General features: G+C 51.3%; 23 protein-coding genes and 1 pseudogene. 9 read left to right on the top strand and 15 right to left on the bottom strand.

Annotation, left to right across the window (positions count from 1 at the left end; translation table 11 throughout):
• Window positions 1-199 precede the first annotated feature (199 nt).
• The 6 genes from ACQKE4_RS17220 to ACQKE4_RS17195 all read right to left on the bottom strand — a co-directional run bounded on the left by ACQKE4_RS17220 (window position 200) and on the right by ACQKE4_RS17195 (window position 7,083).
• A complete protein-coding gene (locus tag ACQKE4_RS17220; protein ID WP_427389522.1) occupies window positions 200-1,243 on the bottom strand; it encodes a YeiH family protein in 1,044 nt (347 codons plus the stop codon).
• Between the two features lie 311 nt (window positions 1,244-1,554).
• A complete protein-coding gene (locus tag ACQKE4_RS17215; RefSeq protein WP_427389521.1) occupies window positions 1,555-2,919 on the bottom strand; it encodes an amidase in 1,365 nt (454 codons plus the stop codon).
• 39 nt (window positions 2,920-2,958) lie between these two features.
• Window positions 2,959-4,236: a TRAP transporter large permease gene (locus ACQKE4_RS17210; RefSeq protein WP_427389520.1), complete on the bottom strand. Its 1,278-nt coding sequence runs from the start codon at window positions 4,234-4,236 to the stop codon at window positions 2,959-2,961.
• Window positions 4,237-4,245: 9 nt separating this feature from the next.
• Window positions 4,246-4,749 (bottom strand): TRAP transporter small permease, encoded by a 504-nt coding sequence (locus tag ACQKE4_RS17205; protein ID WP_427389519.1) that lies wholly within the window; start codon window positions 4,747-4,749, stop codon window positions 4,246-4,248.
• Between the two features lie 71 nt (window positions 4,750-4,820).
• A complete protein-coding gene (locus ACQKE4_RS17200) occupies window positions 4,821-5,822 on the bottom strand; it encodes a TRAP transporter substrate-binding protein (RefSeq protein ID WP_427389518.1) in 1,002 nt (333 codons plus the stop codon).
• A 211-nt stretch (window positions 5,823-6,033) separates the two neighbouring features.
• The gene (locus ACQKE4_RS17195) at window positions 6,034-7,083 is read right to left on the bottom strand and encodes a D-cysteine desulfhydrase (protein ID WP_427389517.1); all 1,050 of its coding nucleotides are present in this window, start codon (window positions 7,081-7,083) and stop codon (window positions 6,034-6,036) included.
• Window positions 7,084-7,267: 184 nt separating this feature from the next.
• Between ACQKE4_RS17195 and ACQKE4_RS17190 the strand changes: the two genes are divergently transcribed.
• Both ACQKE4_RS17190 and ACQKE4_RS17185 read left to right on the top strand, forming a co-directional pair.
• A complete protein-coding gene (locus ACQKE4_RS17190; RefSeq protein WP_427389516.1) occupies window positions 7,268-8,173 on the top strand; it encodes a LysR substrate-binding domain-containing protein in 906 nt (301 codons plus the stop codon).
• 31 nt (window positions 8,174-8,204) lie between these two features.
• Window positions 8,205-8,342: pseudogene (locus ACQKE4_RS17185) on the top strand (ion transporter); the annotation flags it as partial.
• A gap of 4 nt (window positions 8,343-8,346) precedes the next feature.
• Here the strand turns inward: ACQKE4_RS17185 and ACQKE4_RS17180 are convergent.
• A complete protein-coding gene (locus ACQKE4_RS17180) occupies window positions 8,347-9,741 on the bottom strand; it encodes a PLP-dependent aminotransferase family protein (protein ID WP_427389515.1) in 1,395 nt (464 codons plus the stop codon).
• A gap of 97 nt (window positions 9,742-9,838) precedes the next feature.
• Between ACQKE4_RS17180 and ACQKE4_RS17175 the strand changes: the two genes are divergently transcribed.
• Window positions 9,839-10,444 carry a LysE family translocator gene (locus ACQKE4_RS17175; protein ID WP_427389514.1) on the top strand — a complete coding sequence of 202 codons (606 nt, stop codon included), beginning with the start codon at window positions 9,839-9,841 and terminating at the stop codon, window positions 10,442-10,444.
• A gap of 28 nt (window positions 10,445-10,472) precedes the next feature.
• Here the strand turns inward: ACQKE4_RS17175 and ACQKE4_RS17170 are convergent, their stop codons facing one another.
• Together ACQKE4_RS17170 and ACQKE4_RS17165 are read right to left on the bottom strand one after the other, a co-directional pair.
• Window positions 10,473-10,844: an I78 family peptidase inhibitor gene (locus tag ACQKE4_RS17170; protein WP_427389513.1), complete on the bottom strand. Its 372-nt coding sequence runs from the start codon at window positions 10,842-10,844 to the stop codon at window positions 10,473-10,475.
• A 140-nt stretch (window positions 10,845-10,984) separates the two neighbouring features.
• Complete coding sequence (locus ACQKE4_RS17165; protein ID WP_427389512.1) at window positions 10,985-11,116, bottom strand: entericidin A/B family lipoprotein; 132 nt, start codon at window positions 11,114-11,116, stop codon at window positions 10,985-10,987.
• Window positions 11,117-11,262: 146 nt separating this feature from the next.
• Here ACQKE4_RS17165 and ACQKE4_RS17160 point away from each other — a divergent pair, with 146 nt between their 5' ends.
• Window positions 11,263-11,682 (top strand): HIT domain-containing protein, encoded by a 420-nt coding sequence (locus tag ACQKE4_RS17160; RefSeq protein WP_427389511.1) that lies wholly within the window; start codon window positions 11,263-11,265, stop codon window positions 11,680-11,682.
• 7 nt (window positions 11,683-11,689) lie between these two features.
• Here the strand turns inward: ACQKE4_RS17160 and ACQKE4_RS17155 are convergent, their stop codons facing one another.
• The 4 genes from ACQKE4_RS17155 to ACQKE4_RS17140 all read right to left on the bottom strand — a co-directional run bounded on the left by ACQKE4_RS17155 (window position 11,690) and on the right by ACQKE4_RS17140 (window position 14,405).
• Complete coding sequence (locus ACQKE4_RS17155) at window positions 11,690-12,733, bottom strand: nickel/cobalt transporter (protein ID WP_427389510.1); 1,044 nt, start codon at window positions 12,731-12,733, stop codon at window positions 11,690-11,692.
• Between the two features lie 63 nt (window positions 12,734-12,796).
• On the bottom strand, window positions 12,797-13,417 hold the full coding sequence (locus tag ACQKE4_RS17150; protein WP_290835900.1) for a DUF1007 family protein: 621 nt from the start codon (window positions 13,415-13,417) through the stop codon (window positions 12,797-12,799).
• A 41-nt stretch (window positions 13,418-13,458) separates the two neighbouring features.
• A complete protein-coding gene (locus tag ACQKE4_RS17145; protein WP_427389509.1) occupies window positions 13,459-13,818 on the bottom strand; it encodes a hypothetical protein in 360 nt (119 codons plus the stop codon).
• On the bottom strand, window positions 13,815-14,405 hold the full coding sequence (locus tag ACQKE4_RS17140) for a hypothetical protein (protein ID WP_427389508.1): 591 nt from the start codon (window positions 14,403-14,405) through the stop codon (window positions 13,815-13,817). The genes ACQKE4_RS17145 and ACQKE4_RS17140 overlap by 4 nt, the downstream gene beginning before the upstream one ends.
• 119 nt (window positions 14,406-14,524) lie before the next feature.
• On the opposite strand from ACQKE4_RS17140, the gene ACQKE4_RS17135 reads away from it, so the two are divergent.
• Window positions 14,525-15,661, top strand: a complete 1,137-nt coding sequence (locus ACQKE4_RS17135; protein WP_427389507.1) for a glycerate kinase — start codon at window positions 14,525-14,527, stop codon at window positions 15,659-15,661.
• Between the two features lie 243 nt (window positions 15,662-15,904).
• A complete protein-coding gene (locus ACQKE4_RS17130) occupies window positions 15,905-16,381 on the top strand; it encodes a Dps family protein (protein ID WP_290835861.1) in 477 nt (158 codons plus the stop codon).
• Window positions 16,382-16,433: 52 nt separating this feature from the next.
• Here ACQKE4_RS17130 and ACQKE4_RS17125 read toward each other — a convergent pair whose 3' ends face one another.
• Window positions 16,434-17,897: an aminoacyl-histidine dipeptidase gene (locus tag ACQKE4_RS17125; RefSeq protein ID WP_427389506.1), complete on the bottom strand. Its 1,464-nt coding sequence runs from the start codon at window positions 17,895-17,897 to the stop codon at window positions 16,434-16,436.
• A gap of 80 nt (window positions 17,898-17,977) precedes the next feature.
• Entirely contained in the window at window positions 17,978-20,164 is a 2,187-nt protein-coding gene (locus ACQKE4_RS17120) for a tRNA(Met) cytidine acetyltransferase TmcA (protein WP_427389505.1), read from the bottom strand.
• Between the two features lie 382 nt (window positions 20,165-20,546).
• On the opposite strand from ACQKE4_RS17120, the gene dctP reads away from it, so the two are divergent.
• The 3 genes from dctP to ACQKE4_RS17105 all read left to right on the top strand — a co-directional run bounded on the left by dctP (window position 20,547) and on the right by ACQKE4_RS17105 (window position 23,544).
• A complete protein-coding gene (gene dctP, locus ACQKE4_RS17115; RefSeq protein ID WP_427389504.1) occupies window positions 20,547-21,650 on the top strand; it encodes a TRAP transporter substrate-binding protein DctP in 1,104 nt (367 codons plus the stop codon).
• A 62-nt stretch (window positions 21,651-21,712) separates the two neighbouring features.
• Window positions 21,713-22,216, top strand: a complete 504-nt coding sequence (locus ACQKE4_RS17110; RefSeq protein ID WP_290835869.1) for a TRAP transporter small permease subunit — start codon at window positions 21,713-21,715, stop codon at window positions 22,214-22,216.
• Window positions 22,213-23,544, top strand: coding sequence for a TRAP transporter large permease (locus tag ACQKE4_RS17105; RefSeq protein WP_290835871.1), 1,332 nt, complete (start codon window positions 22,213-22,215; stop codon window positions 23,542-23,544). The genes ACQKE4_RS17110 and ACQKE4_RS17105 overlap by 4 nt, the downstream gene beginning before the upstream one ends.
• The last annotated feature ends 28 nt before the right edge of the window (window positions 23,545-23,572 follow it).

Genomic DNA, 23,572 nt, shown 5'->3' with positions numbered 1-23,572 from the left:
CATGGCACTGTCTGGGTGAATGGCGATAATGGCTATATTGCCATGCAGGTCAGTGGGTTAGAAGTGCTTCCGGGGGCCGGTCTCACGGATTCAGGAAATTATTAAACTACGTAAATTTTCATATCGATTTCTAATTGACTAGAACTGACTATCTGAAGTGTATTTCTATAGTTCAACTTGGTGTTGTCGGCTATTTATGTCAAGTGCCAAGCCCACCAAATGTCACAGCTACAAGGACAATAATGAGCAGCAATAACGTTTCACTAATCATCAAAATTACTGGTCGCCACCCAACCACAGCCAGTTTTTGAAAAGATGTCTTTATACCTAAAGCTGCTATAGCAGTTACTAAGCACCATCGTGATAGCGTGGTCATCAAATCATTAACTGAGTCAGGAATAAAACCAAGACTGTTGATCAACACCAAAACCACAAAGCCAACCAAAAAACCTGGCAACAAGGGCATTCTGGATGTTTCACCGGTATGATGACGAGACCTGCGAAATAGCCACATAAATACCATAACGACCGGCACTAACATCGCGACACGAACTAGTTTGACTAAGGCTGATACATCACCAGTCTCTTCTGAAATCATGTATCCAGCACCCACTACTTGCGCAACGTCATGAATAGTACCGCCCAGAAAAATACCTGCCTGCTTATCAGCTAGCGCCAAAACGCCAGCAATCAATGGATAAATCACCATAGCCATTGTGGAAAGCGTTGTTACCGCAACAACAGTCAGTATAGTATTTCGCTCACTGTTGTTATTACGAGGCATTACCGCCGATAGCGCTAGTGCTGCTGAAGCGCCGCAGATTGCCACTGCACCTCCGGTCAATAACCCAAGCTCTCGCGTCAAGCCAAGCGCCTTTGCAAGCAAACCACCCAGAATAATCACCATAGAAACGGAGCCAATCACCATTACAACGGTTCCTACTCCTAAGTCGCCAACCTGCTCTAGAGTCATTCGAGCGCCTAACAGCGCAACTCCCAGACGCAGAATGGTACGTGCAGCAAACTCAATACCTTCTTTGCAAGCGCCCTCTTCGCTTAAAAAATGTAAGGACATGCCAAATAGAAGTGCGTATAGCAAGGTAGGGCCGCCGTAATGATCAGCTATGAAAGTGGTTGCAAGTGCAATAACCACACATAAAAACAAGCCTCGACCAACCACCCTGCTATTGCTTAACCAACAATTTAAAGTCTTCTTCAAGTTAGTAGTTTTTTTGGATTTCACCAATGGAACTCCTCTCAAATTTTCAAACACTGGGCAAGTAAACCTATGACTCGACGACAGACGAACCCAGTGAATATCCGTGACAAAAATTAATCTATGAAATAAGCAGTAAGCGCTTTTAGGCAAGAAACAGGTTATTTTTAACTTCCTCTGGCAAAAAAATTGCTATCAGAAAAAGCTCCACCTTTTCACGTTTTACCCAAAAAACAAACCCTATTTATACTTAGTTATGAAAAAAATATAAAATCTTCTCAGAAAAATATTAAAGCCCTATACTTTAATTTTTTCCTCAGCGAGGAAACGAGCAAAACTTACCTATATCCAGTTGAAATCTTGGCTGAAAGAGCAGTAGCTAAAGATAAAAGCTTGGTTTCATTTCTTGCCGAACATGTTATTTGAAGACCAGCGGGTGATCTTCCTTGTTGTGGTACTGGAATTGTTAGTGAGCACATATCGTAAACGTTTGCAGCTCTCGTATAGCTCAGACTACGAGCAACAAATTCTGATGCAGTGGATACGCTACTGAGCTCACTGACCAGCATTGGCATGATAGGGCATGTTGGGCCTACAATACCATCCAGGTCAAACATTCGCTCTTTAGCAAGAGTAGAAAGCCTGTTTTTAAGTCGATTTAATTTTATATATTCAACTGCAGGTAGATCCCAAACTTCTTCAATTCGCTTGATTGCAACGGGGTCTATCTCATGTCGATGATACTTAAATCTCTCGCGTCCAATCGTGGCTAATAAGTCAGCAGGAACCATGTTGGCGAAGATAGCCTTAATATCTAGCTGTTCTTTTTTATTTGGCCATGAAATGGGAATAAGTTTCACGCCAGCCGCCTCAAGGTATCGAAGGGATAATTCGTAACTATCGGCAACATCAATATCCATAGATTCCATCATAAGCTGATCAAGAACACCAAGGCGAACTCCAGCCAGCTCAACAGTAGGCGCTACAACTCCATCCGTTAATGCAGCGTAAGCTACCGCTGCATCAGATACGCCTGCCGTAAGCAGACCTACCGTATCCAAGGAGGGGCAAAGAGGGAAAATGCCATCAGTAGGCCAGATTCCATGGGTAGTCTTTAGCCCTACTATGCCGCACAAAGCTGCCGGCTGCCTAACTGAGCCTCCCGTATCCGAGCCGATGGCAAATCCACACAAACCTGCGGCGACCGCAACTGCAGAGCCATGACTGGATCCACCAGGTGTGCGATGCTTTTCCATGTCACAGGGATTCCAAGAGGTAGGATGAATAAGGTTTTGTGCACCTGCAGCAAATTCAGTAGTACGCGTCTTGCCTAGAATCACACAGCCCGCTTTCCTCAGCGACTTAATGAATGTTCCTTCTAATCCAACACAGTCTGTTAAATCCAGGTTTGATCCAGCCGCTGTCGGCATACCAGTTACTGCGAATAAATCCTTGACCCCCACGGGTACACCCATTAAAGGGCCTAGATCAACACCAATAGAAAGCAAATGATCCAAGGCTTTTGCCATTTCAATAGATTGTTCTTCAGCAACAAAACTATAAGCATCTAGCTTCGGATTCAGAGACGCAATCCGAGCAAGATAGGCTTTTGTCGTCTCAAGTACAGAAGTGTGTCCTAAGCGCAATCGTTGGGAAAAATCAACAATACCGTTTTGCAAAGGATCAGTCGGCAAACTTTTCATCTAATTACCCTGACATGGTTGATAGATTATTAAATCATTCTATCTATCAAGAAAAACGAGACTTAGTTGCGGTACAAATGCCAGTACAAGTAAAGCAAAAATCAACGCACCTAAGAAAGGTAATACCGCTATACTAAGCCGCTCTATGCTGACTTTTGCGATATTGCAACCAACGAATAGATTCACACCAACCGGTGGAGTTAGAAAACCGATAGCGACACTAACGATCATAACGATGCCAAAGTGAATTGGGTCAAATCCTGCTTTTAGTGCCACTGGTAAAAGCAATGGAGTTAATATAAGAATATTGGCTAACGCATCCATGAATGTTCCAAGTATCAACATCATAGCGATAATGAGCAGCATAAGAATGTATCTATTATCAGAAATGCCCGTCAAAATCTCGACTACTTGTCTAGGCACATTATTGAAAAGAAAAATCTGACCCAAGGCCGATGCAGTAGCCACAAGCAGGAAGATCGTAGCTGTCGTAAGCACCGTTCCACGCAAGACCTCCCAGCAGCTCTTCAAGCTCAATGAGCGCAGAAAAATGCTTTCCGCAAGCAGCGCATATGCTACTGCTACAACGCCAGCCTCAGTGGGTGTCATAATACCGCCATAAATTCCTCCAAGCACAATAACGGGCACCATTAATGCATGAATTGCATTCCTGAATGCACGAACAGTCTCAAGAGCTGGAGGACGATTTCCTTTGACCCCATGACCTTGGTAACGGGCTAACGCATAAGACGTAAGCATCAGAATGATCGCAACGAAAATACCAGGTAGGATGCCTGCAATAAATAGATCACCGACAGAAACACCTGCAGTGGTGCCGTAAATAATAAGCGGTATACTGGGTGGGATCATCACCCCTAGACATCCCGCAGAGGTACTTACCGATGCTGCATAAGAGCCACTGTAACCCTCTTTTTTCATTGTCGGAATCATAACACCTCCCACTGCCGCAACTGTGGCAGGCGAGGATCCACTTAGCGCACCAAAAAAAAGACTTGTCAGCACAGAAACCTGTGCTAAGCCCCCCGTGATGTGTCCAACTAAACAGCGAGATAACTCCAGCAATCGTATCGCCATGCTGCCCTTCTGCATAATCTCACCGGCCATAATGAAAAAAGGCACAGCAAGCAGCGGGAAAGAGTCTAGTGATGTGATCAAGCGCTGAGCAAGGAAGGTTGCTGGCATATTGCTAGAAAACATACCGACTATCACTGTTAGTCCTAAGGCCACTCCGATTGGAACACTTAAAACCAAAAGTACGAAAAGTGTGGCAGAAATGAGTATGATTGTAGAGTCCATACAATTCACCTAAGATTTTTTGTCAACGAAACTCGTGTCAGGTAACTGTCCCTTGACACCCACGACCCACAATCGCTCAAAAATACGTAATGCCATGAGTGCCATACCCACGGGCAAAGAAAGATAGACCCAGAAAATGCCCACACCAAGACTTTGAGTACGCTGCCCTGTACGGATGAGGAAATTTAGCATGTCGATTCCCCATACAACGCAGAACCCACAAAAAACTATAGTAATAACATAAGAAAAAGAAATAATAATTCTTTTTCCAGTTTGGCCTAGAAATGACCGTATGAAAGTAACTTCCAAATGACGATCTTCTTTTGCTGCAAAGCTGCATCCAATATAAACAGACCAGATAAGAAGATAACGGCTCAGCTCTTCTGACCACATCAGAGAACTACCAAGCACATAACGAGAAAAGACCTGCATACTAATCAAAACCACCATAACACCAAGACTTAACGATGCTATCGTTTCTTCGATTCGATTTAAGGCACAAAAAAACCTCATATTAAAGCTCCATTAAGCTAAGTATTATATGAGAGCGGTGGGTGATATTTTCCCACCGCAGGTGTCATTTTTTACTCGGACATGGTAGCTCGTGCACGTTCGATTAAGTCTAGACCGACCTTATCTTCGAATTCCTCGTAAACACCTTCAGTGGCAGTTGCCCAGTTAATGCTTTCCTCGCTATCTAGTTCTACGATATTAACACCGGCTTTCTCCATCTCCTCAAGAATCATCTCTTCGTTCTGTCGAATAAGTCCACGCTGATAGAGCTTCATTTCAGCGAATGCCTCCGAGACCATAATCTGTTCGCTTGGGCTCAGAGTTTCATAAAAAGCCTTACTTATCATGACGAGGTGCGGGCTATAAAGACTCTTTACCAGCGTCAGATGCTCGTTGACCTCATGGAAGTTGTTAAACCAAGCAAGATTGAGATCGATATCAATACCGTCAACTGTTCCTTGCTGAAGGGCCGTATAAACTTCGTTCCAGGAAATTGATGTAGGGTTCATTCCCAGCGACTTTAGCGTTGCAATATGGGCCCCACTCGGTGTTGAGCGAATTCTCAGGCCTTCTGCATCCGAAATTGTATTAACCGGCCTCTGGTTGTTGAAGATATGCCGAAATCCGATGTCGATATAGCCTAGCCCTATTATTCCAGTTTCTACGAGGGCCTGTGCAGCAGCCCTACCAATTGGCCCGTCCGTGATGAGATCTGCAGCTTCGTAGCTGGGAAACAAGAAAGGCATATCAAAGATTAAGAAGTCATCAGAAAAGGGGGCAAGATTAGGAGTTGATGCAGAGCCCATCTGAAGCATTCCTGTTTGAAGCCCCTGCACCACACTGTCAAAGTTACCAAACTGGCTACTATGATAAACATCAACCGTGAACTCACCATCACTACGCTCTTCTATCAACTTCTCAAAGTAGCTAAATGCCTTTCCCATAGGATGGTCTGGCACATTAGGGTGAGCAATCCTTATTTCAGTTTGAGCATTAACTATGGTCGTAGCAAAGCCAAAAAAGCCAGCAATCATTATTGCTGAAAAATATTTTTTACCGTGCAGGAGTTTCATTTTAATACCTCACCTTCGTTTCGTTTGGTTGAATATCTCAATAGGTCGGGGATATTTTTTTATTTAGCTTTCCCGAGTGAGCAGTGGCGTAAATTGCTTGGCGACCGTTGATGTCTTAGCGTTTTTTGTCGATATCAAACATCAACCCACATACTATCTATTCAACCTATGTAGCATTTATGCTGGACAAAGGAGAACTTTTTACCGAAATCTACAACTTAACCTGATAATCAGAAAGATTAAACGCCTTGTGATAACCAAACAGTGCCACACTTCCACCAGTGTGCAGAAAGACGATATTTTCGCCCTCCTTGAAGTGGCCCTTGCGAATTAGATCGATAAGGCCCGCCATACCTTTGCCTGAATAGACGGGATCAAGCAGAATACCCTCATGACGCGCTAGCAGCTTGACAGCCTCGACCATGCTCTCGGTGGGTATACCGTAACCTTCACCGACATAGTCGCAATTAGCGGTTACATCCTGGCGCGACAACACACCTGATAGCCCCAGCTTGGCTTCTGTCTTCTGGGCCAATGCAAACACGTTGGCTTCCTGCTTATCCTGGGGGGCGCGCACACCGATGCCGAGCACAGGAATGCCTGCATTGCATGCGGCAAGCCCGGTTACCAGTCCCGCCTGGGTGCCAGCGCTGCCGGTGGCATGTACTAGGTGATCAATTTGAAGCCCCATTTCATTAGCTTGGGCCAGCAACTCCAGTGCGGCATTAACGTAACCCAGCGCCCCAATCTCGTTGGAGCCACCACCAGGAATGATATAGGGCTTTTTACCGTCTTCTTTGAGCCGCTTGGCCAGCACTTCCATCTCGACCGCCATGTCAGTGCCGCCGGGACGTTTACTGACCGTTGCGCCATGCAATTGATCAAGGAACACGTTGCCGTTGTAGTTGTAGGCAGAGTCGTGGCTACCGGTACGATCCTCGAGCAGAATGTGGCACTCAAGTCCCAGCTTACAACTCGCCGCGACTGTCTGACGCGCGTGGTTGGATTGAGTGGCCCCTTGAGTGATGATGGTATCGGCGCCTTTTTCAAGGGCATCGGCCATCAAGAACTCGAGCTTGCGGGTTTTGTTGCCACCGGTTGAAAGCCCAGTGCAATCATCGCGTTTCACCCATAGACGTGGGCCTCCAAGCAGGCGGCTCAAGTTATCCATTGGCTCGAGTGGTGTCGGTAAGTGTCCAAGCCGGATACGGGGAAAACGGGATAGGTGCATACGGGCCTCCAGGCGAGTAGTTTTTTGCATGAGCGTGCTCTCTATAAACGACCAACTAATAAGAAATCGTTAAACCAACATTCGTTTTGTTTGGTCTCTGTTAAAATAAGGCCTATCGGTTTGTTGCGACTAATGCCAAGATACTGTCAAACAGTTACTTTTTTGCATAATCAAAATTTTTAGCTATAAAAAATATGTTTGGCAGGAAATAAAAATGAAAATTGAGTGGATAGAAGATTTTCTTTCTCTTATTGAGGCAGGCACCTTTTCACAGGCAGCAGAACGGAGGCATGTCACTCAACCAGCTTTCTCTCGGCGTATTAGGCAGTTGGAGGACTGGCTGGGAGTAGAGTTGATTGATCGCCACTCCCAGCGCTTGACACTATTACCCCATGCTAAAGCTTATGAAACATCCCTGAGAGACTGGCTAGTCCATCTATATGCGCTGAGGAGTCGTATGCGCGCTGATGCCGCACAAGGGCCACGCGCGATCCTCACCACCCAGCACACTTTGACCGTCAGCTACTTACCTCGTTTATTGCGATACTTTCGATTGCAAGCCCCGCAAGCTAGATTGCAGATAAGATCCTCAGACCGCAGTGACTGCATCCGCGACTTCCAAAGAGGTGATGCTGACCTGCTACTCTGCAGCGAGCTAGAAAGTTCGCCAATTCAGTCAGATCGTACTGATATTGAGCGGGTGATCCTTGGCACCGAGCAACTCATCCCTGTATGCGCAGCTGACCGCTTTGGTCAGCCAATATTTGACCTCGAAAGCCAGACCGAGCTGCCGTTGATTAGTTATGACACAAATAGCTTTCTAGGCAGCGTACTATCGTCTCCCTATCTCATGGATATGCAACGTCGATATAATGTTGAACTTGTGTGTGAGACGTCCTTCACGATAGGAATTCGCGAGTTGTCACTAGCGGGGTTGGGTATTTGCTGGCTACCACACGGCCTTATCGAGTCTGACCTTGAAGCAGGAAGGCTTGTGTCGCTTGAGGCGCTGTTGGCTGGGCCGACGCTGGTAGTGGCTTGCTATAGACAAGCGGGTGATAACGAGTCAGCAGCGGGGCAACTTTGGAGGTTGATGAATGAGCGCCCTCCAACCGTGTAGAAAAATTAAAATGTTGATTAGCTATTTCTTTACCGCCGACAGTGGCTTTGATACCTGGCTGACCGTTGACGAGGGCAGTCACTACGTGACCGAGCAGGTTCTCTACGACATTCTTGAGATGCTCAAAGAGCAGGTTAATCGACAGCGCTGGAAAGATCGCTATGAGTAACCGTTTATAAAGTCGCCTGAGCGAGCGGCGGCTGTGCTAAGCACTCGCTGATCACATTTAATGCAGCGGTCAATGTCGGTCGGTTCTTGGCCGCACCAATACAGAGTCGAATGGCTTGCGGTGCGGGTGTGCTACCCACGCAAAATGGCTCTGCGCTGCTCACTCTGACGCCACGTTGTAATAACCGGTCACATAGCTCTAGTGCTCGACGCCCCTCCGGCAGCGTAAGCCATACATTGCTGCCGTGAGAGCGCCCACTGAACGAATATCCCTGCAACCACTCAGCCGTTAACAGCTGGCGTGCAACCAACTCTTGGGTCTGCCACGCAAGCAGTGTTTCGGCGGCGGGCTGAGTAATCCAGTGGCAAGCCACATCAATCATAAGGGGCGGCACCATCCAGCTCTGCGCACGTAGCCCAGCAGTAAGCTGCTCATGCTGAGAGAGAGGCGCTCGAAGCACTCCGATACGCAGCCCACCAGCCAATACCTTCGCCGTGCTAAACACGAAAAAGGTACGCTCTGGTGCCAATAAATAGAGCGGCGTTCCGCGATGCTCAACGGGCAGGTACTGCACACCATCTTCTATCAGCCAGATATCATACTGTTTTGCCAGCGCCACCAGTTGCTCACGCCGAGACTCGCTTAAACTTACCCCCGTAGGGTTATTTTGATCTGGCGTGATGTAAATGACCCTGGGTGGCTGTCGGGCGCACTGCGCTTCAAGCAGATCCATGCGCATCCCCTCGCCGTCTTGGCCAATCCCCACTAATTTGAGACACGCCTGCTGTGCAGCACTAATCGCCCCGGGATAGGTCAGGCTATCAGCAACCATTAGCTCACCTGGCCGAAGCAATGTATGAAGTACCAAGCTGATACCGTGCTGGCCACCCTGTGTAATAAGTAGCTCATCAGCCATTAAAGGCATTCCTAAGCTATTCAACCAGTGGGCGAGTATTTCTCGATGCTCCTGACGACCCTGCGCTTGCTGGTAAGTCACTCCACGCTCTAACGCGGGCTCAGATTGGCTGAGATTGGATAACGCTTCGCTTAAAGATGCCTGTCGTAAAGGGTGTGGTGGGGGAAGACTTAGACTTAGATCAATGATTCCCGACGCATTATCGGGCGAAGCCGCTGGATTAAACACACTGGCTTGCGCTTTACCTTTTACATAAGTCCCGCTACCGACCCGCGCAGCCACCCAGCCATGGCGCTCGGCCTCCGCATAGCCACGGGTTACCGTGCCTATGGTGACACCTAATGCATCCGCTAAGCGACGCTGAGGAGGCAAGCGCTCACCAGGGGCTAATGTACCTGCGCGAATAGCTGCTTCAATAGCGTGTGCAATGGCGCGATAGCGTGGACCATTAAATGCTTTCAGCGAAGGCACCCAAATTGTCATGGTGACAATAAACCCTTTGACGTTAATTTAAAGCTCATTATGCTATCAAAAGTTATCGGGAAACAAATTTTCCATCAATATTGTATGGGTACAAAAAATGAGCAATGAGTGGTTAATTCTCGGCCCTGCTGCCATGTATATGATTTCAATGACGCTGACGCCTGGGCCAAATAACATCATGTTGACCGCTTCAGGAGCAAACTTTGGTTTTCGTCGTACGTTACCGCATATGTGGGGGATTTTAGGCGGCTGCTTTTTATTATTTGCGGGAATTGCCTTGGGGCTGGGCGTGCTGTTTGAACGCTATCCAGTGGTTCAGACCGCCCTGCGCTGGGTGGGAAGCGCTTACTTACTCTATTTGGCTTGGAAGATTGCCACCGCCCCGCCCCCCAACCTAACGGTGCGAGAGCATAGCGTGCCGTTTACCTTTTGGCAGGCAGCCGCGTTTCAGTTCGCCAACCCTAAAGCGTGGGTCATGGGGCTGGCATTAATGGCTGGCTTTCTGCCTGAAAGCGGTCAACCCGTCGTCAATGCGCTGGTATTAGCAGGTTTTGCTGAAGTGGTCGCCCTGCCGTGCATTGCCCTCTGGGCAGCGTTTGGCAGTGCGATCGGCCAGTGGATCAAAAGTGACGAAGCATGGCGGGCATTCAATGTCTCCATGGGCGTATTGACCGCCGCCTGCGTCGTGCTGATCTTGGGTTAATCTGAAACTAGATTAGGGTGATAACGCTTTAACCGCAGCGAAGATCATTAATAACATCTTGATCATCAAGATGAATATTCAAGCGATCGGGACGGTGATCCATGGTGGCCATGTCGCCAGGGCGTAATACGCGCACTTGGCGGGCGCTACTATCGCTTTGCAGTTGGGGCACGTTAGCTTCATCAAACTGCTCGCCAATAGCATACTGAATAGCATCTAAATCGCAGGCAACTGCCTGCTCTTGGCTTGAGCCATTCGGCGTTACCGTAGGCGGTGGTGGGGCGGCATCAACATCATCGCCAGCGGGGGAAATCGGCATTTGTGAACTGGCACAGGCAGTCAACAGAAGCGTGAAAGCACTGACAACAACAATTTTAGACAGGGAAAAGCAGGGCTTCATCCTTGAATCTCCAAAGGGTTATTAAACCTAACGGGCCAGGCGTTAGCCTAGCCCGTGGGGTACCACTAACGTTCAAAACCACTAACTTTGCTAACTACTATCGTTCCAAACTACCAACCTTACAATACAGCGTTAATTAATTATTCTGCTGCATCTTGGACGGCACGGCCGCCCGCTTGCACATCCTGACCAGCGCCAGAAATGGTGTTACAACCAGTTAGAACACCCGCAGTCATTAGCAGCATAAAGCTCATGGCCAATAATTTTTTCATTTACGTTCTCCTTAACGAGGCATTCAACATCGGGAAACTCCACTGACAACGCTAATTGTCACTTGGGAGTTTTTTCAGGGTAACAGCGTTTTACACACTGTGCCTGCTATGCTGTGAAAAACCTTTGCTACTCAGGAGCCTGGTGAGTGAACAATTTCACGCTTGATGAACGCCTTTCCGCCGATACCTTGCCCGTAGCGGATCTGCCTCTTTGCCGTGTACTGCTAATGAATGATGCCCGTTACCCGTGGGTTATTCTAGTGCCGCGTCACGCCTCCATCAGCGAAGTATTTGAGCTTTCAGCAACGGACCAGGAGCAATTATGGCGCGAGGCAACAGATCTAGGGGAAGCAATGAAGACAGCCCTAGGAGGAGATAAGCTCAATATCGCCACGCTTGGCAATGTAGTCAGCCAACTCCATGTGCATGTAGTGGTACGCAGGCGCACTGATGCTACTTGGCCAGCACCGGTGTGGGGCAACGGCTCCCCCGAGCCCTATGACCTTGATGGCCAAGCACGCATGCGGGATTTACTGCTGGCACATATTCAAGGCGGCAATCACTGAAGTTGCGCTACCCTAACGGGTGGCTCTGGCGAGCGGGCGGCTCGTTGAGAAGAGGACCATTAGCAGGTTGAGCTACCCCCGCAACGCTTAGCGACACTCCCAAGGCGACAATTAGCGAACCGCCCGCTAACGCTACCCAGCCCGTCGCCTTTTGCACATTGCGGTGGCTGTGCTGCTGTTTGGACAACCGCCGTTGCGCCCACCCGCGGGCCAGAATGCTTGCCAAGGCAAGTGCTGAAACGGTGATCCCAGTCCCCAGCGACATTGCCAGTACCGACGCTACGCCCACTTCGAACTGCCCCAGCAGGCTAGCAGCCCCTACCATCAATACTGCGCCACTGCAGGGGCGCATGCCAATAGCGGCGACCGTCATGATAGCCGTGCGCCAGTCTAATGCTTGCTGAGGTTCAAGGTGATGAGCGCCACCGCAGCAGTGGCTATGGTCATGGCTGTGGCTGTGGCTGTGGCTGTGGCTGTGGTTATGTTTATCACTACCACTAGCGCTAAACGTATAAATCGTTTTTTCAGGTTGATAGGCATGGCGCAGCTGCTTAATCGCCCGCCAGCACAACCATGCGCCTAAGAGGGCTACTAATAAAAAGCTGGCCTGTTCAACCCACACAACGCTGCCCATGGCTTGGCGCGTTACCCAACCAAAGCCATGCACCAGCACTACGACAAGTGCAATAGCCGTAACACCTTGTAGTAATGAAGCCGCAAATGAGAGGCCTAAGGCGCGCTTAACTGCACCGCCGTGGGTGGCTAGATAGGTAGCGAGTACCGCCTTGCCGTGGCCTGGACCAGCGGCATGAAACACGCCATAGGCAAAACTGATACCTAGCAAACTCAACCATGTCGCTGTCGTGGGCGTCCGTGATAATTCGGTAATCGCTAACGTCAGCGAGCGATGCAAATCGCGCTGCCAACCAAGCAGTTGATAGCTCAACCCCTGCAACCCGCCTTGCGCCACAATGCTAAAAACCACTGCGACGATCACCAGCAAACCTATCGCTAATGCCAAATGGCGAGTGATGGGCCTTGTTAAGAACATCGTACCACTCCATCATTAAAATAGTTATAAAGTAACATAAAAGCCTATATTTTATAACTTCGCCTAACGGCAATCCACGCGCCCCGTCTCGGCAAAATGTCGGCCCAAACCAGGCTCGCCGGTCTCATCTTCACCTAGCATTGCGGCTTCCATGACCAGCTCAGGGTCAGGATTCGCGGGAACAATACTCAATTCGCAGGCAGGCTCACCGTTAAGAATCAACGCCTCTTCAAGTGGTTGATTGTTTTCAGCTTCGTGTACAACTTCTAAGTAGTAAGTAGAATCAAACACCTGATAGGTAAGCTGGTTGCCTTCCAATGATTGAGGCGACTCCAGAGGTAGAATAAACATGAATGTTAGCCGCCCATCACGCTCCAACGCGGTATACTCACTTACCTCTCCTAGCGTCTGGCGCTCACCGTTGATACTTACTTCGGTCAAATAGTCATATCCTGAAAGGTTGTCGCGTATCTCTTTTCCTAGCTGATCAAGCCCTTCATCAAGGCTCGCCGCCTCTACCTGTTGTAGCTCCTCAAACACCACCAAACTATAAAATGGATCCATACGCCATGTTTGATGTAAGCCACTCACCACGCCTTCATCATCGGTGATTACCCTAACGCTTAGATCAATCCAGCCGTGAGGATGAGCGTGCACATTAGTACTTCCCAAAAGGCTTGCCATGCTCACCGCTAATCCCAGGATGGCTCTTTTTCCAACTTCCCTCATGGTGCAACTCCCAACCTATACTGCAAATCAACAAGCCAAGGGTCTAACAAATAGGGCGGTAATGGCTGTCCACCTCGCAGCGCCGACACGCGCACACGGCTATTACTCCCCTCTTCACTTACTTGAAGCTGCAGCCGATACTCTGGCCAGCGGGCGAGAGACGCTTCCGCTCTACCAAGCGAAAGGTCGGCATGGCGCACAACGTAGCCCTGCACCATCATCAGCTCGACGGCCTCACGAAAGGTCTCTTCCGAAGAGGTAGTGTAAACAAGCTCACGGGGCTCCGGTGGCGTTGTAGTGGCACAACCGGTCAGCCCACCGAGTAGCCCCAGCGCCAGCCAATGGCGGATCTTCATAACGGGCTCCTGATCATGGGTAAGGCTTGTTCAAAACGGGTTTGAAAGCGCTGACAGAAGTCATCATTGCTAGCACTGTAGGATTCGCGCATATCCCCCACATGGTCAAAGCGACGAATATCGCGAGAGATTCGCACATGATCGTTATTCACGAGTAGCGATACACGCTCCACTTCTACCGGCTGCTGACCAATTCCCCCTCCAAACCCACCACCCATGCCGATACCAATGCCCGAACCACCCCCGCGCCCAAAGCCCAAACCGCCAAACACACGCATGCCTCGACCATAACCGTAGGCATTGTCGTAAGGATCGTAATAACCATGGAGCGCACGCTCGCGGCTGGCACTAATCAACCCCAATGTGGTATCGGTAGACGTTAGGGTAAATCCCCATTCGGTGAGTACATCAACGCTGGTTTGTAACGCTACGCTGGGTTCTAGTGCTGATTCAGCGCGGGTAGGCGCATTAATGGGAAAGTAGCACGAGGCTGCGGGGGCTGGTTCAGCTTGCGGTAAACGATCAGGAACCGCTTGGCAGCCAGCAAGCATCAGCAGGCAAGTTAAGCTTATCGTTATCGACTTCATGTTAGATCCTTTAACGGACGAGGCCGCTGGTTTGCCGCTGGCTAGCGCGCTAAGCTCGCTAATAATAGCCATATCTAATGACACTGTTTTGATGAGAACGTTTCGTGGAGTTCATGCTGATGAATATACTGCTTTGCCCCGACAGTTTTAAAGATGCGCTGAGCGCCCAAGGGGCCGCAGCAGCGATGGCCCGCGGGGTGCAATCTGCAGCTCCAAATGCACATGTTCAGACCTGCCCGCTGGCGGATGGTGGCGAAGGCAGCTTGGACGCACTGATCGCTGCCACGGGTGCTGAACGCCACCAACTGGAAGTTCAGGATGCCCTAGGTCGTAAGCGCCAAGCAGCCTGGGGCTGGCTAGGCGACCAGCGTACCGCGTTTATTGAACTGGCAGAAGCCAGCGGCTTACAACATCTTTCCGCCAGTGAGCGTACCGCGCTCCACACCTCTACATTTGGCGTGGGCGAACTGCTGCGCGCAGCGCTTGATCAGGGTGCAGAAAAAGCCCTTCTACTACTCGGCGGCAGCGCCACTAACGATGGTGGCGCAGGCATGTTGCAGGCGTTGGGCGCTCGTCTGCTTGATCAAAAAGGTAAGCCACTCCCCCCTGGCGGTGCAGCCCTTAGCCAACTGGCCAGCCTAACCCTTGATGAGTTAGACCCACGCCTAAGAGGACTCACTCTTGAAGCCGCCGTTGATGTAGACAACCCCCTGCTGGGCGAGCGCGGTGCCAGCGCGGTATTTGGCCCGCAAAAAGGCGCTTCATCCCAAGAAGTTGAACAGCTAGACCAAGCGCTGAGCCACTTTGCCGATATAAGCGCGCAGGTATTAGGTCAGGACCATCGTGAGCTGCCCGGCGCAGGCGCTGCCGGTGGAATGGGGTTTGCAGCGCGGGCGTTTTTTAATGCCACCTTGAAGCCCGGTATTGAGATGATCATGCAGCAGGCCGATATGTCAGCGCTGCTGGCCCGCGCTGATCTAGTGATTACCGGTGAAGGCCGCCTGGATGGTCAGAGTCTGGCGGGCAAAACGCCCATTGGTGTTTCTCGCGCCGCCCAACAACTTAACAAACCGGTCATTGTATTGGCTGGCAGCCTTGGCGATGGCTGGCAAGCCTGCTTGGATGAAGGCGTTACAGCAGCATTTGCGCTGGCTGATGGCCCTATGACATTAGAAGAAGCATTGCCGCGTACTGCCGAGCTTTTGGAGGCACGTTGTGAAAGCCTGATACGCCTATGGATGGCCCCCACACCTTAGTGGGTACTTATTTGTAGCTACTAATGGGGAATGTGAGCAGTGGCTTTTCAAATTAGACCTTGAAAAGCCACTGCATCGACAGCATGTAAGTCACATCACGCAAGAAACGGTAGCAAAATTGACGATGTTTTTGCGCTATGGCGGCGATGCAAAAAACTTGTTTTGCATCAGTCTCAAGGCGCTTTATGCTGTTTTACACGTATCAAACGCCACACTGAGTGGCATAGGACAGGGAGGTAGACAATGAGCGACACAAACAGTATTGGCCTACACGAAGGCAGTGCCAGCCAACTCGCCGAAAAGCTTAATCACCTGCTGGCCAACTACCAGATTTTTTACATGAACGTACGCGGCTATCACTGGAACGTCAGAGGCAGTGACTTCTTTGAACTGCACGCCAAGTTCGAAGAGTTCTATACCGACCTACTGACCAAGGTAGATGAAGTTGCCGAGCGTATTCTGACCCTTGGACACAAACCGGTACACGCCTACAGTGACTATGTCACGCTGTCACGTATCCAAGAAGACAAAGATGTTCACGACGGCAAGACCTGCGTCAAAGGCGTTCTTAAAGGCTATCAAACGATTATCGAGCTGCAGCGCGAACTGCTGGCGATAGCCTCTGACGCTGACGACGAAGGCACTGCCGCCCAAGCGGGTGATTATATTCGCGAGCAAGAGAAAACCGTCTGGATGTTAAACGCTTATTTAAGCAAATAAGCGCAGGCCTTGACGTAAAAACGGCACCCAAGCGGTGCCGTTTTTCTGTGCTCTACTTTCGGGCGAGATCTTCGATCAATGCCTTCAGCATTGACCAGAACTCCTCCACCGAGACTAACTCCACTCGTTCATCTGGCGAATGGGCGCCGCGAATCAGTGGGCCAAATGAGATCATATCCAGAAGGGGGTACTTGCTGCCTAAAATGCCGCACTCAAGCCCTGCGTGAATGACCTTCACTTCAGGTTCGCGCCCCAACAACGCCGCGTGGCGTGTTTTAAACAGCGCCAGCAGTGCGCCGTCTGGGTTAGGTGCCCAGCCTGGATAGCCATTCTCAACTTTTACCCGCGCACCAATCAAACCAAACAGTGCTTGAAAGCGGTCTGCCATGGCCATTACCGCGCTATCGTGCAGTGAACGCACCAGTGCGCATAAGTGTAGTTGCCCTTGCTCCAGGCTTAACACACCCAGGTTATTGGAGGTTTCCACTACCCCAGGCACATCGGCACTCATTCGCTCGACACCGCAGGGAGCCGCATGCAGCGCAGCGATCAGCAGGGCGCTGGCATCCAGGGTTAAAGGTTCTGTCGCTGGCACTTCCGTTAACCGTTCAACAGCTATATCAAGGCCACTATCGCCGCTACCTAGCTCTTTTTGCAGAATGGCTTTAAGGCCGCCAATGGCCGCAATAGCAGCGTCAACATCTTCAGCGGGGAGCGCCACCTGGGCAAACGCCTCGCGAGGAATTGCATTGCGCAATGTGCCACCGTGGTAGCTTAACAGGCGGGCATCAAACGCTTCCAAGGAGCGTAATACTCTAATCAATAAGCGATTAGCATTGCCCAGCGGCTGATGGATATCCATACCTGAGTGGCCGCCTTTTAGGCCGGTCAGTGCTATGCCGATGACCTGCTCGTGGTCACTAACGGCGGCACTGGGCAGTTGGGCATCCACTTCCACATCGGCTCCTCCCGCGCAGCCAATATAGACCTGGCCGCGATCTTCGCTATCCAGATTGAGCAGCAGCGAGCCTTCTAGCCAATTCTCTGCCAGATTCAGCGCTCCACCCATGGAGGTCTCTTCTTCCAGCGTGAATAGTGCTTCTAACGGCCCGTGGGTTAGCTCAGGGTCTTCTAGCAGCGCTAAAATGGCCGCCACCCCCATACCATTATCGGCGCCTAACGTGGTGCCATCGGCGTGCAGCCAGCCGTCGGCCACATAGGTACTGATGGGGTCGCGGGTGAAGTCGTGGCTGTGGCCACTATTGGCCTGGGCGACCATATCCAAGTGGCCCTGGAGTATCACGCCGGGAGCCTGTTCGCAGCCAGGGGAAGCCAGCTTACGAATGCGTAAATTACCAAAGGCGTCGCGGTCGTGAGCGAGCCCTAGGCTATCGGCCCAGGCTTCAAGCGTAGCGACGAGGGCTGCTTCATGCCCAGACGGGCGCGGCGTGTTACAGAGCGTACGAAAGTGACGCCAAACCAAGGTGGGCGTCAGCGCTTCAAGATGTGCGTTCATGGAGACTCTTCATTATCGGCAACCGGCCTACTCTACCGCTCTAGGTTAATTTGGAAAAGCGAATCAGCAAATGCATGCAGCTATTGATTAACCTGATCACGCAACGTTGCCACGGCATACCGCAAAGCACTTACCGCCTCTTTATGGCCGCTCGCTAGCGGCACGTTTTGGAACGCCCAGGCCGCTAGCCGCTGCGCCTGCTGACACTGAAGCATAAAGGAGTAGTGGCTTGCCTGCCGGGCTAGCGCTTGCAAGGCCGGGCGAGCTAGCGCCGGGTCACGGTGGGCCGTAGCCACATCTTCAATATCCTGCTGCTCGCGAGCGCTAAGCGCCACGCTTGGTAGTTGGCTTAGTAACAAAACGACCACTTCAGCAGACAGCGCCTTAAGTTCAAACGCCAGCAGGCCGGTTAACGCGGCTTGAAAGCGCTCGCTTAGATCAGCAAGCACCACTTCGCCCTCGCCATTCAACGCTTTTGCCACCATCACCGCAAACTCCCCGGTGGCGGTTTCTCGGGTGACGCCCAGCCGTACCGGCGTAAAACCTTGCGCCAGCCAAAACCGTAGCAGCGACGCCTCAGCACCAAATGTAGCACCATACAGCGCTATGCCCTGCCGCTTGGCATCGGCGATATCGTCCTCTAACAGGACTTTTCCAAAGCCTTGACGCCGCCGCTCTGGATGGGTAGCGATACGCGCTACCCTGCGCCAGCGAGCAGTCAGCGCGTCACGGCTGCCAGCGTGAGTGGCAAGCGATTGCGCTAGTAAATGCCCCTGAGGGCGGCGCTCACCACGGGCAACTTGGTCGGCAAGCGCCGGGGCAAAGCCGCCCTCTTCACGCGTCACCAGCACTGCCTGCGGCTCATTTTCCTGCTCAATGATACGCAGTGCCGTCCCCGGGCCATCAAGCAGTTGGCGCAGATCGTTTGGCGTGGTGCGGTAGTGGGACTGCACCAAAAGCCCGAACAGCTTCTCCAGGGCGGCATCTTGTTGGCCAAACCAAGCGCGCTCAATCAGCTTTGTAGCAGCAACTTCGCCACCTACCTGCTGGGCAGTAGGCAGTGGCGCTTTCAACAGCAGCAGTTGATTAATCAGGGCTTCCAGCGGATCGCCAGCACGCCAGCGAATGGGCGCTTTCAGCGCCAGCGCTTTCCATTGTGGTGTCAGCCGTTCAAGCGTATCGCGAAAGCGTAGCGCGAATCCTCGGCCAGAGCCTTCATAGCCATGCACCGTGGTGGCAAAGGCTATACGCGGGAAAGCCGATAACCACTGACCAAGCAGCGCGGCGGGAATCGCCGCCGCTTCATCAACCATCAAATAACTGCCACCCCCCCCCTGTTGCTGAGCGTTCAGCTGCTCGGTGAGTAGATCCGGCGGTAAAAAAACCAGTTCACTCCCCTGCGTTAACAAGAAGTGACCCGCAGAGGCCAGACGCCCATGAGGGCAAAGCGCGGCTACCCGCTCAAACACGCTTGCTACCGAGCTCAGCCGCGGGGCGGTAATCACAATGCGCCTGGGTTTATGTAGTGAAGCAGCGGTTAACAAGCGCGCGCAAGCAATGCCCAGCGCGGCGCTTTTACCACGCCCTCGGTCGGCGGTAATCACCAGGGGACGCCGCCGCTTTAAGGCCACAAGCTCACTCACGGCATTGGCTTGGTCTGCGCTAAGGCAGTCTCTGTCGCCACTGACCGCCTCAGATATCTCGGTCACGGATAGTAATGGCAGACACGGCATTTGACCTGCGATCCAATGGACTACTTGGGTAGAGGCATGCATCTGACGGGCTAAGCGTGCCAGATAGTGAGCACTAAGGTCGGACCAGTGTCGCGGATGATCGGCAAAACGGGTGTAATCTGGGTCGGGTTTTTCGCCTAAGCTCAGCGGCGTAATTAGCACCATTAATCCACCGCCAACAAGGGTACCGGAAAGTGCGCCTAGCGCTTCGGGGTCAAGTCCGGTGACGCTTGCGTCAAGTACGATCAACTGATGCTCAGCACCTAGACGAGTGCGTGCCTTGCGAGGCGAGAGAATCACTGAAGGTGGCAAGCATTCACCTTCGATTCTCTTTTGATTACCTTGCCACGCTTGGTCTCCGACCCATAGTGGCGCTTTCCAAGAATGGGCCTGCCATAAGGCCAGCGCAAGAGTGCGGCACTGGTGCGCATCCCCCCTTAGCCATACCAGCTGGCGCCAGCCACGACGGGCTAAGCGTTGCGCGTGAAGCGTGAGTGCTGCCACTGAGCACGCCTGACGAGTGTGCTGAATCACCGACTGCCTCCCCTTTATGAGTGCTTCACGACGACTCGCCGCTGCAGCATCGCTTTCGGCTTATCAGTACAAGCCTTTTGCTTACAACTTTGGTTGTAGCTTTTAACTACTTTCAACGCTTTTAAGCTGAGGAATAATTCACAATGCCTTTCATAAAAACAATAACCAACTGTTTAATAAACTAATTTATCAAAAAACTTGAAAAAGTACGGCTAAAATCTTTTGCGTGATTGATATTGCACCGCAGCGGGTCTGTTGTGCTAATTTAGCCATGCAGCGTTTTAACAACAATGTTTACGTAAACGTAATTTACGTACCTGCACTTTCCTGCATTCAGCTAACAAACACTAATAACGCTACACGCCAAACCAGGAAATACATCATGAAAAAAATGAACAAATTCGCTCTTACTGGCCTCGCAGCGGGCGTTGCCTTCGCAGCCCTAGCTACCACTGCCCAAGCGCAAGAGCAGTGGACAATGACCTCTACTTGGCCAGACAACCTTGATCTAATTAAGATTGACCAGCACTGGGCCGAGTTAGTAAACCAACTAGCAGGCGACGAATTACAAATTAACTTCCGTGCGGGCGGCACCCTAATGCCCGGCACTGAAGTATTTGATGCGACTGAAACCGGTAGTATTGAAGCCGCTGGCGATTGGCCAGGCTATTGGGCAGGTTTAAACCCAGCGTTCTCTCCTCTCGCGACCACCACCAGCCTATTTAACGCCGTTGACTACATTAACTGGATTCAGCAATGGGGCGGTCGTGAACTCTATGAAGAGATCTACGGCCAGTACGACATGATGTACCTACCTTATGCCGCACTGAATAACGAATCCGGCTTTATGGGCCGTACACCGATTGAAAGCATTGCTGACTTGGAAGGTAAGCGTCTACGCCTTTCTGGTCGCGACCAGGGTCGTGTGCTTGAAGAGCTAGGCGGCTCCCAAGTGACCCTCGCAGGTGGCGAAGTGTATCAAGCCATTGAGCGTGGTGTTATCGACGCGGGTGAATTCTCTACCCCTGGCGTTGACTACAATGCTGGCTTTGCCGAAGTGGCCGACTATTGGGCAACGCCCGGCTGGCACCAGTCTGCCAGCGTGTTCGGCGTGATGATTAACATTGACGCCTGGGATGCGCTGTCAGAAGAAACTCAGCAGAAGTTAAGAATTGCGGCTGATGCGACAATGGCTTGGTCGCTGGCATGGTCCGAGCGCGAGTCCACTGATGCCACTCAGAAGTTCCTGGATGCTGGCATCACCATTAACCAGTTCTCCGAGGAAGACCTGGCGCGCATCCAAGACATCACTAACGAAGTCATCGTTCGCGGTGCCTGTGAGAACGAAGACCACGCCAAGGTCTATCAGTCTATGGTTACCTACCTACAAGATTATGCCAAATGGCGCGACGTTTCGGTTCCGTTCAACATGAGCCGTACCATGGATAACCTCCCCTCATTGGAAGAGATCGAAGCCTGCCTATAAGGCGCTTCTGTGCCGCCCCGATTCTCCGGGGCGGTTTTTTGTGCTGACCGCGGAGATCTTCCATGAATGCGATTGCCAAGGCGATCGATGCGATCAATGAGCTCTTCGGGCGCATCATTGCTCCATTGATTGCCATCATTACTCTGATTGTTCTTTACGATATTGCGTCACGCTTTTTGTTCGGACGGCCCAGCGACTGGGCGTTTGATGTTACTAAAATGCTTTTTGGTGCCCACTTTATGCTGATGGCCGCCTATGGACTGCGCCATCATGTGCACGTTGAAGTCGATGTTTTAAAGCGCTTGCTGTCACGTAAGAAGCAGGCACTTATTGAAGTACTGGGTTACCTGATTTTCTTCGTGCCCTTTATCTGGATGTTAATCACCTACGGATGGCGCTTTTTCGAGCGCTCCTTCAGCCGGGGTGAAACCACCTATGGCATGGTCTCAATCCCGGTTTACCCAATCAAAGGCGTTATTATTGTCGCCGCTGTGCTGATTCTCCTGCAGGCGATCGCTATCGTGCTGCGCGCCATCATGCAACTGCGCGAGGAGGAGTCCGTATGAACTTAAGTCCAGAACTACTCGCCATCGTTATGTTTGGCGGCTTATTAATCGGGCTGTTCATGGGCCATCCTCTTGCCTTTGTGCTGGGTGGCGTCGCCGTTATCGGCGCGTTTCTTGGCCCAGGCGAGCGTGTGTTAGGCACCTTGATTAATAATATTTTTGGTAATGCCATGGACAACTACGTGTTGGTGGCGATACCGCTATTTGTCTTGATGGCGAGATTCTTGAACGACTCTGGCGTCACGGAAAAGATGTTTGACGCCATGCGTTTACTGCTCGCCAACCTGCGTGGCGGCTTGGCCTTAACCGTCGTTATCGTGTCCGTGCTGTTAGCGGCCACCACCGGCATTGTTGGTGCTTCAATTGCGGTAATGGGCATGATTGCCTTGGTGCCAATGCTCAAGTACGGCTATAACAAAGAGCTCAGCGCCGGTGTCATAATGGCGAGCGGCTGTTTGGGCATTCTGATTCCGCCCAGCATCATGCTTATCCTCATGGCCAGCTATTCGCCGGTCTCGGTGGGCGCGCTGTTTGCGGGTGCAATGATTCCCGGCTTAATGCTGGGTGTTATGTATGCCCTCTATGTGCTGCTGATCTGCCACTTCAAACCCTCTTACGGCCCCCCGGTGCCGAAGGAGGAACGCGCCCAAGTGAGCACCAAACAGCTGCTGATCATGCTGGCAAAGTATGTTGTGCCACCGATGTCGTTGATCCTGGGGGTACTGGGCGCGCTGTTCACCGGTATTGCGACGGCAACAGAGGCGTCGGCGATTGGCGTATTCATCGCCTTTATCCTGTTTATGATTTTTGGCGACCGGAAGCTTAAAACCTGCTATCACACCCTGATTGAGGCAGGCAAAACCACCACCATGGTCATGCTAGTGCTAGTGGGTGCAACCGCGTTCACCGGGGTATTCTCACGCGGTGGCGGCATGCAGGTGATTCAAGACCTGCTGTTGGCCATGCCAGGCGGGACTACTGGCGCGCTGATCATGATGCTGTTCTTGGTCTTCGTGCTGGGAATGTTCTTGGACTGGACCGGCATCGTGCTGCTCAGCTTCCCCATTATGCTACCTATTGTTCAAACCATGGGGGTAGATCCACTGTGGTTCGTGGTAATGGTCGCGGTGGTGCTACAGACCTCCTTCCTAACCCCGCCGTTCGGCTATGCGCTGTTCTATTTAAAAGGCGTGGCGCCGCCTGGGGTAGAAATCGTCGATTTGTACAAAGCCGTAGTGCCGTTTGTACTACTCATCCTACTGGCCTGTGTACTTATGTCGTTCTTCCCTTGGCTAGTCACAGGCCTGCCCAATAGATTGCTAGGTTGATAACTAGGCTTACAACCCCGTTGATAAA

The organism is Halomonas sp. NPDC076908, assembly GCF_050269715.1.
In the GTDB taxonomy this organism is placed as follows: domain Bacteria; phylum Pseudomonadota; class Gammaproteobacteria; order Pseudomonadales; family Halomonadaceae; genus Vreelandella.
This window is presented reverse-complemented; position numbering and strand designations above follow the sequence as displayed.

What these genes read in the sequence shown, in the direction of transcription:
- ACQKE4_RS17110 (WP_290835869.1), top strand. Translation starts at nt 21,713, where the DNA reads ATGAATGCGATTGCCAAGGCGATCGATGCGATCAATGAGCTCTTCGGG.
- ACQKE4_RS17205 (WP_427389519.1), bottom strand. Translation starts at nt 4,749, where the DNA reads ATGAGGTTTTTTTGTGCCTTAAATCGAATCGAAGAAACGATAGCATCG.
- ACQKE4_RS17105 (WP_290835871.1), top strand. Translation starts at nt 22,213, where the DNA reads ATGAACTTAAGTCCAGAACTACTCGCCATCGTTATGTTTGGCGGCTTA.
- ACQKE4_RS17195 (WP_427389517.1), bottom strand. Translation starts at nt 7,083, where the DNA reads ATGCAAAAAACTACTCGCCTGGAGGCCCGTATGCACCTATCCCGTTTT.
- ACQKE4_RS17125 (WP_427389506.1), bottom strand. Translation starts at nt 17,897, where the DNA reads ATGAACGCACATCTTGAAGCGCTGACGCCCACCTTGGTTTGGCGTCAC.
- ACQKE4_RS17155 (WP_427389510.1), bottom strand. Translation starts at nt 12,733, where the DNA reads ATGTTCTTAACAAGGCCCATCACTCGCCATTTGGCATTAGCGATAGGT.
- ACQKE4_RS17175 (WP_427389514.1), top strand. Translation starts at nt 9,839, where the DNA reads ATGAGCAATGAGTGGTTAATTCTCGGCCCTGCTGCCATGTATATGATT.
- ACQKE4_RS17150 (WP_290835900.1), bottom strand. Translation starts at nt 13,417, where the DNA reads ATGGCAAGCCTTTTGGGAAGTACTAATGTGCACGCTCATCCTCACGGC.
- ACQKE4_RS17170 (WP_427389513.1), bottom strand. Translation starts at nt 10,844, where the DNA reads ATGAAGCCCTGCTTTTCCCTGTCTAAAATTGTTGTTGTCAGTGCTTTC.
- ACQKE4_RS17140 (WP_427389508.1), bottom strand. Translation starts at nt 14,405, where the DNA reads ATGAAGTCGATAACGATAAGCTTAACTTGCCTGCTGATGCTTGCTGGC.
- ACQKE4_RS17190 (WP_427389516.1), top strand. Translation starts at nt 7,268, where the DNA reads ATGAAAATTGAGTGGATAGAAGATTTTCTTTCTCTTATTGAGGCAGGC.
- ACQKE4_RS17200 (WP_427389518.1), bottom strand. Translation starts at nt 5,822, where the DNA reads ATGAAACTCCTGCACGGTAAAAAATATTTTTCAGCAATAATGATTGCT.
- dctP (WP_427389504.1), top strand. Translation starts at nt 20,547, where the DNA reads ATGAAAAAAATGAACAAATTCGCTCTTACTGGCCTCGCAGCGGGCGTT.
- ACQKE4_RS17135 (WP_427389507.1), top strand. Translation starts at nt 14,525, where the DNA reads ATGAATATACTGCTTTGCCCCGACAGTTTTAAAGATGCGCTGAGCGCC.
- ACQKE4_RS17145 (WP_427389509.1), bottom strand. Translation starts at nt 13,818, where the DNA reads ATGAAGATCCGCCATTGGCTGGCGCTGGGGCTACTCGGTGGGCTGACC.
- ACQKE4_RS17180 (WP_427389515.1), bottom strand. Translation starts at nt 9,741, where the DNA reads ATGACAATTTGGGTGCCTTCGCTGAAAGCATTTAATGGTCCACGCTAT.
- ACQKE4_RS17210 (WP_427389520.1), bottom strand. Translation starts at nt 4,236, where the DNA reads ATGGACTCTACAATCATACTCATTTCTGCCACACTTTTCGTACTTTTG.
- ACQKE4_RS17130 (WP_290835861.1), top strand. Translation starts at nt 15,905, where the DNA reads ATGAGCGACACAAACAGTATTGGCCTACACGAAGGCAGTGCCAGCCAA.
- ACQKE4_RS17165 (WP_427389512.1), bottom strand. Translation starts at nt 11,116, where the DNA reads ATGAAAAAATTATTGGCCATGAGCTTTATGCTGCTAATGACTGCGGGT.
- ACQKE4_RS17215 (WP_427389521.1), bottom strand. Translation starts at nt 2,919, where the DNA reads ATGAAAAGTTTGCCGACTGATCCTTTGCAAAACGGTATTGTTGATTTT.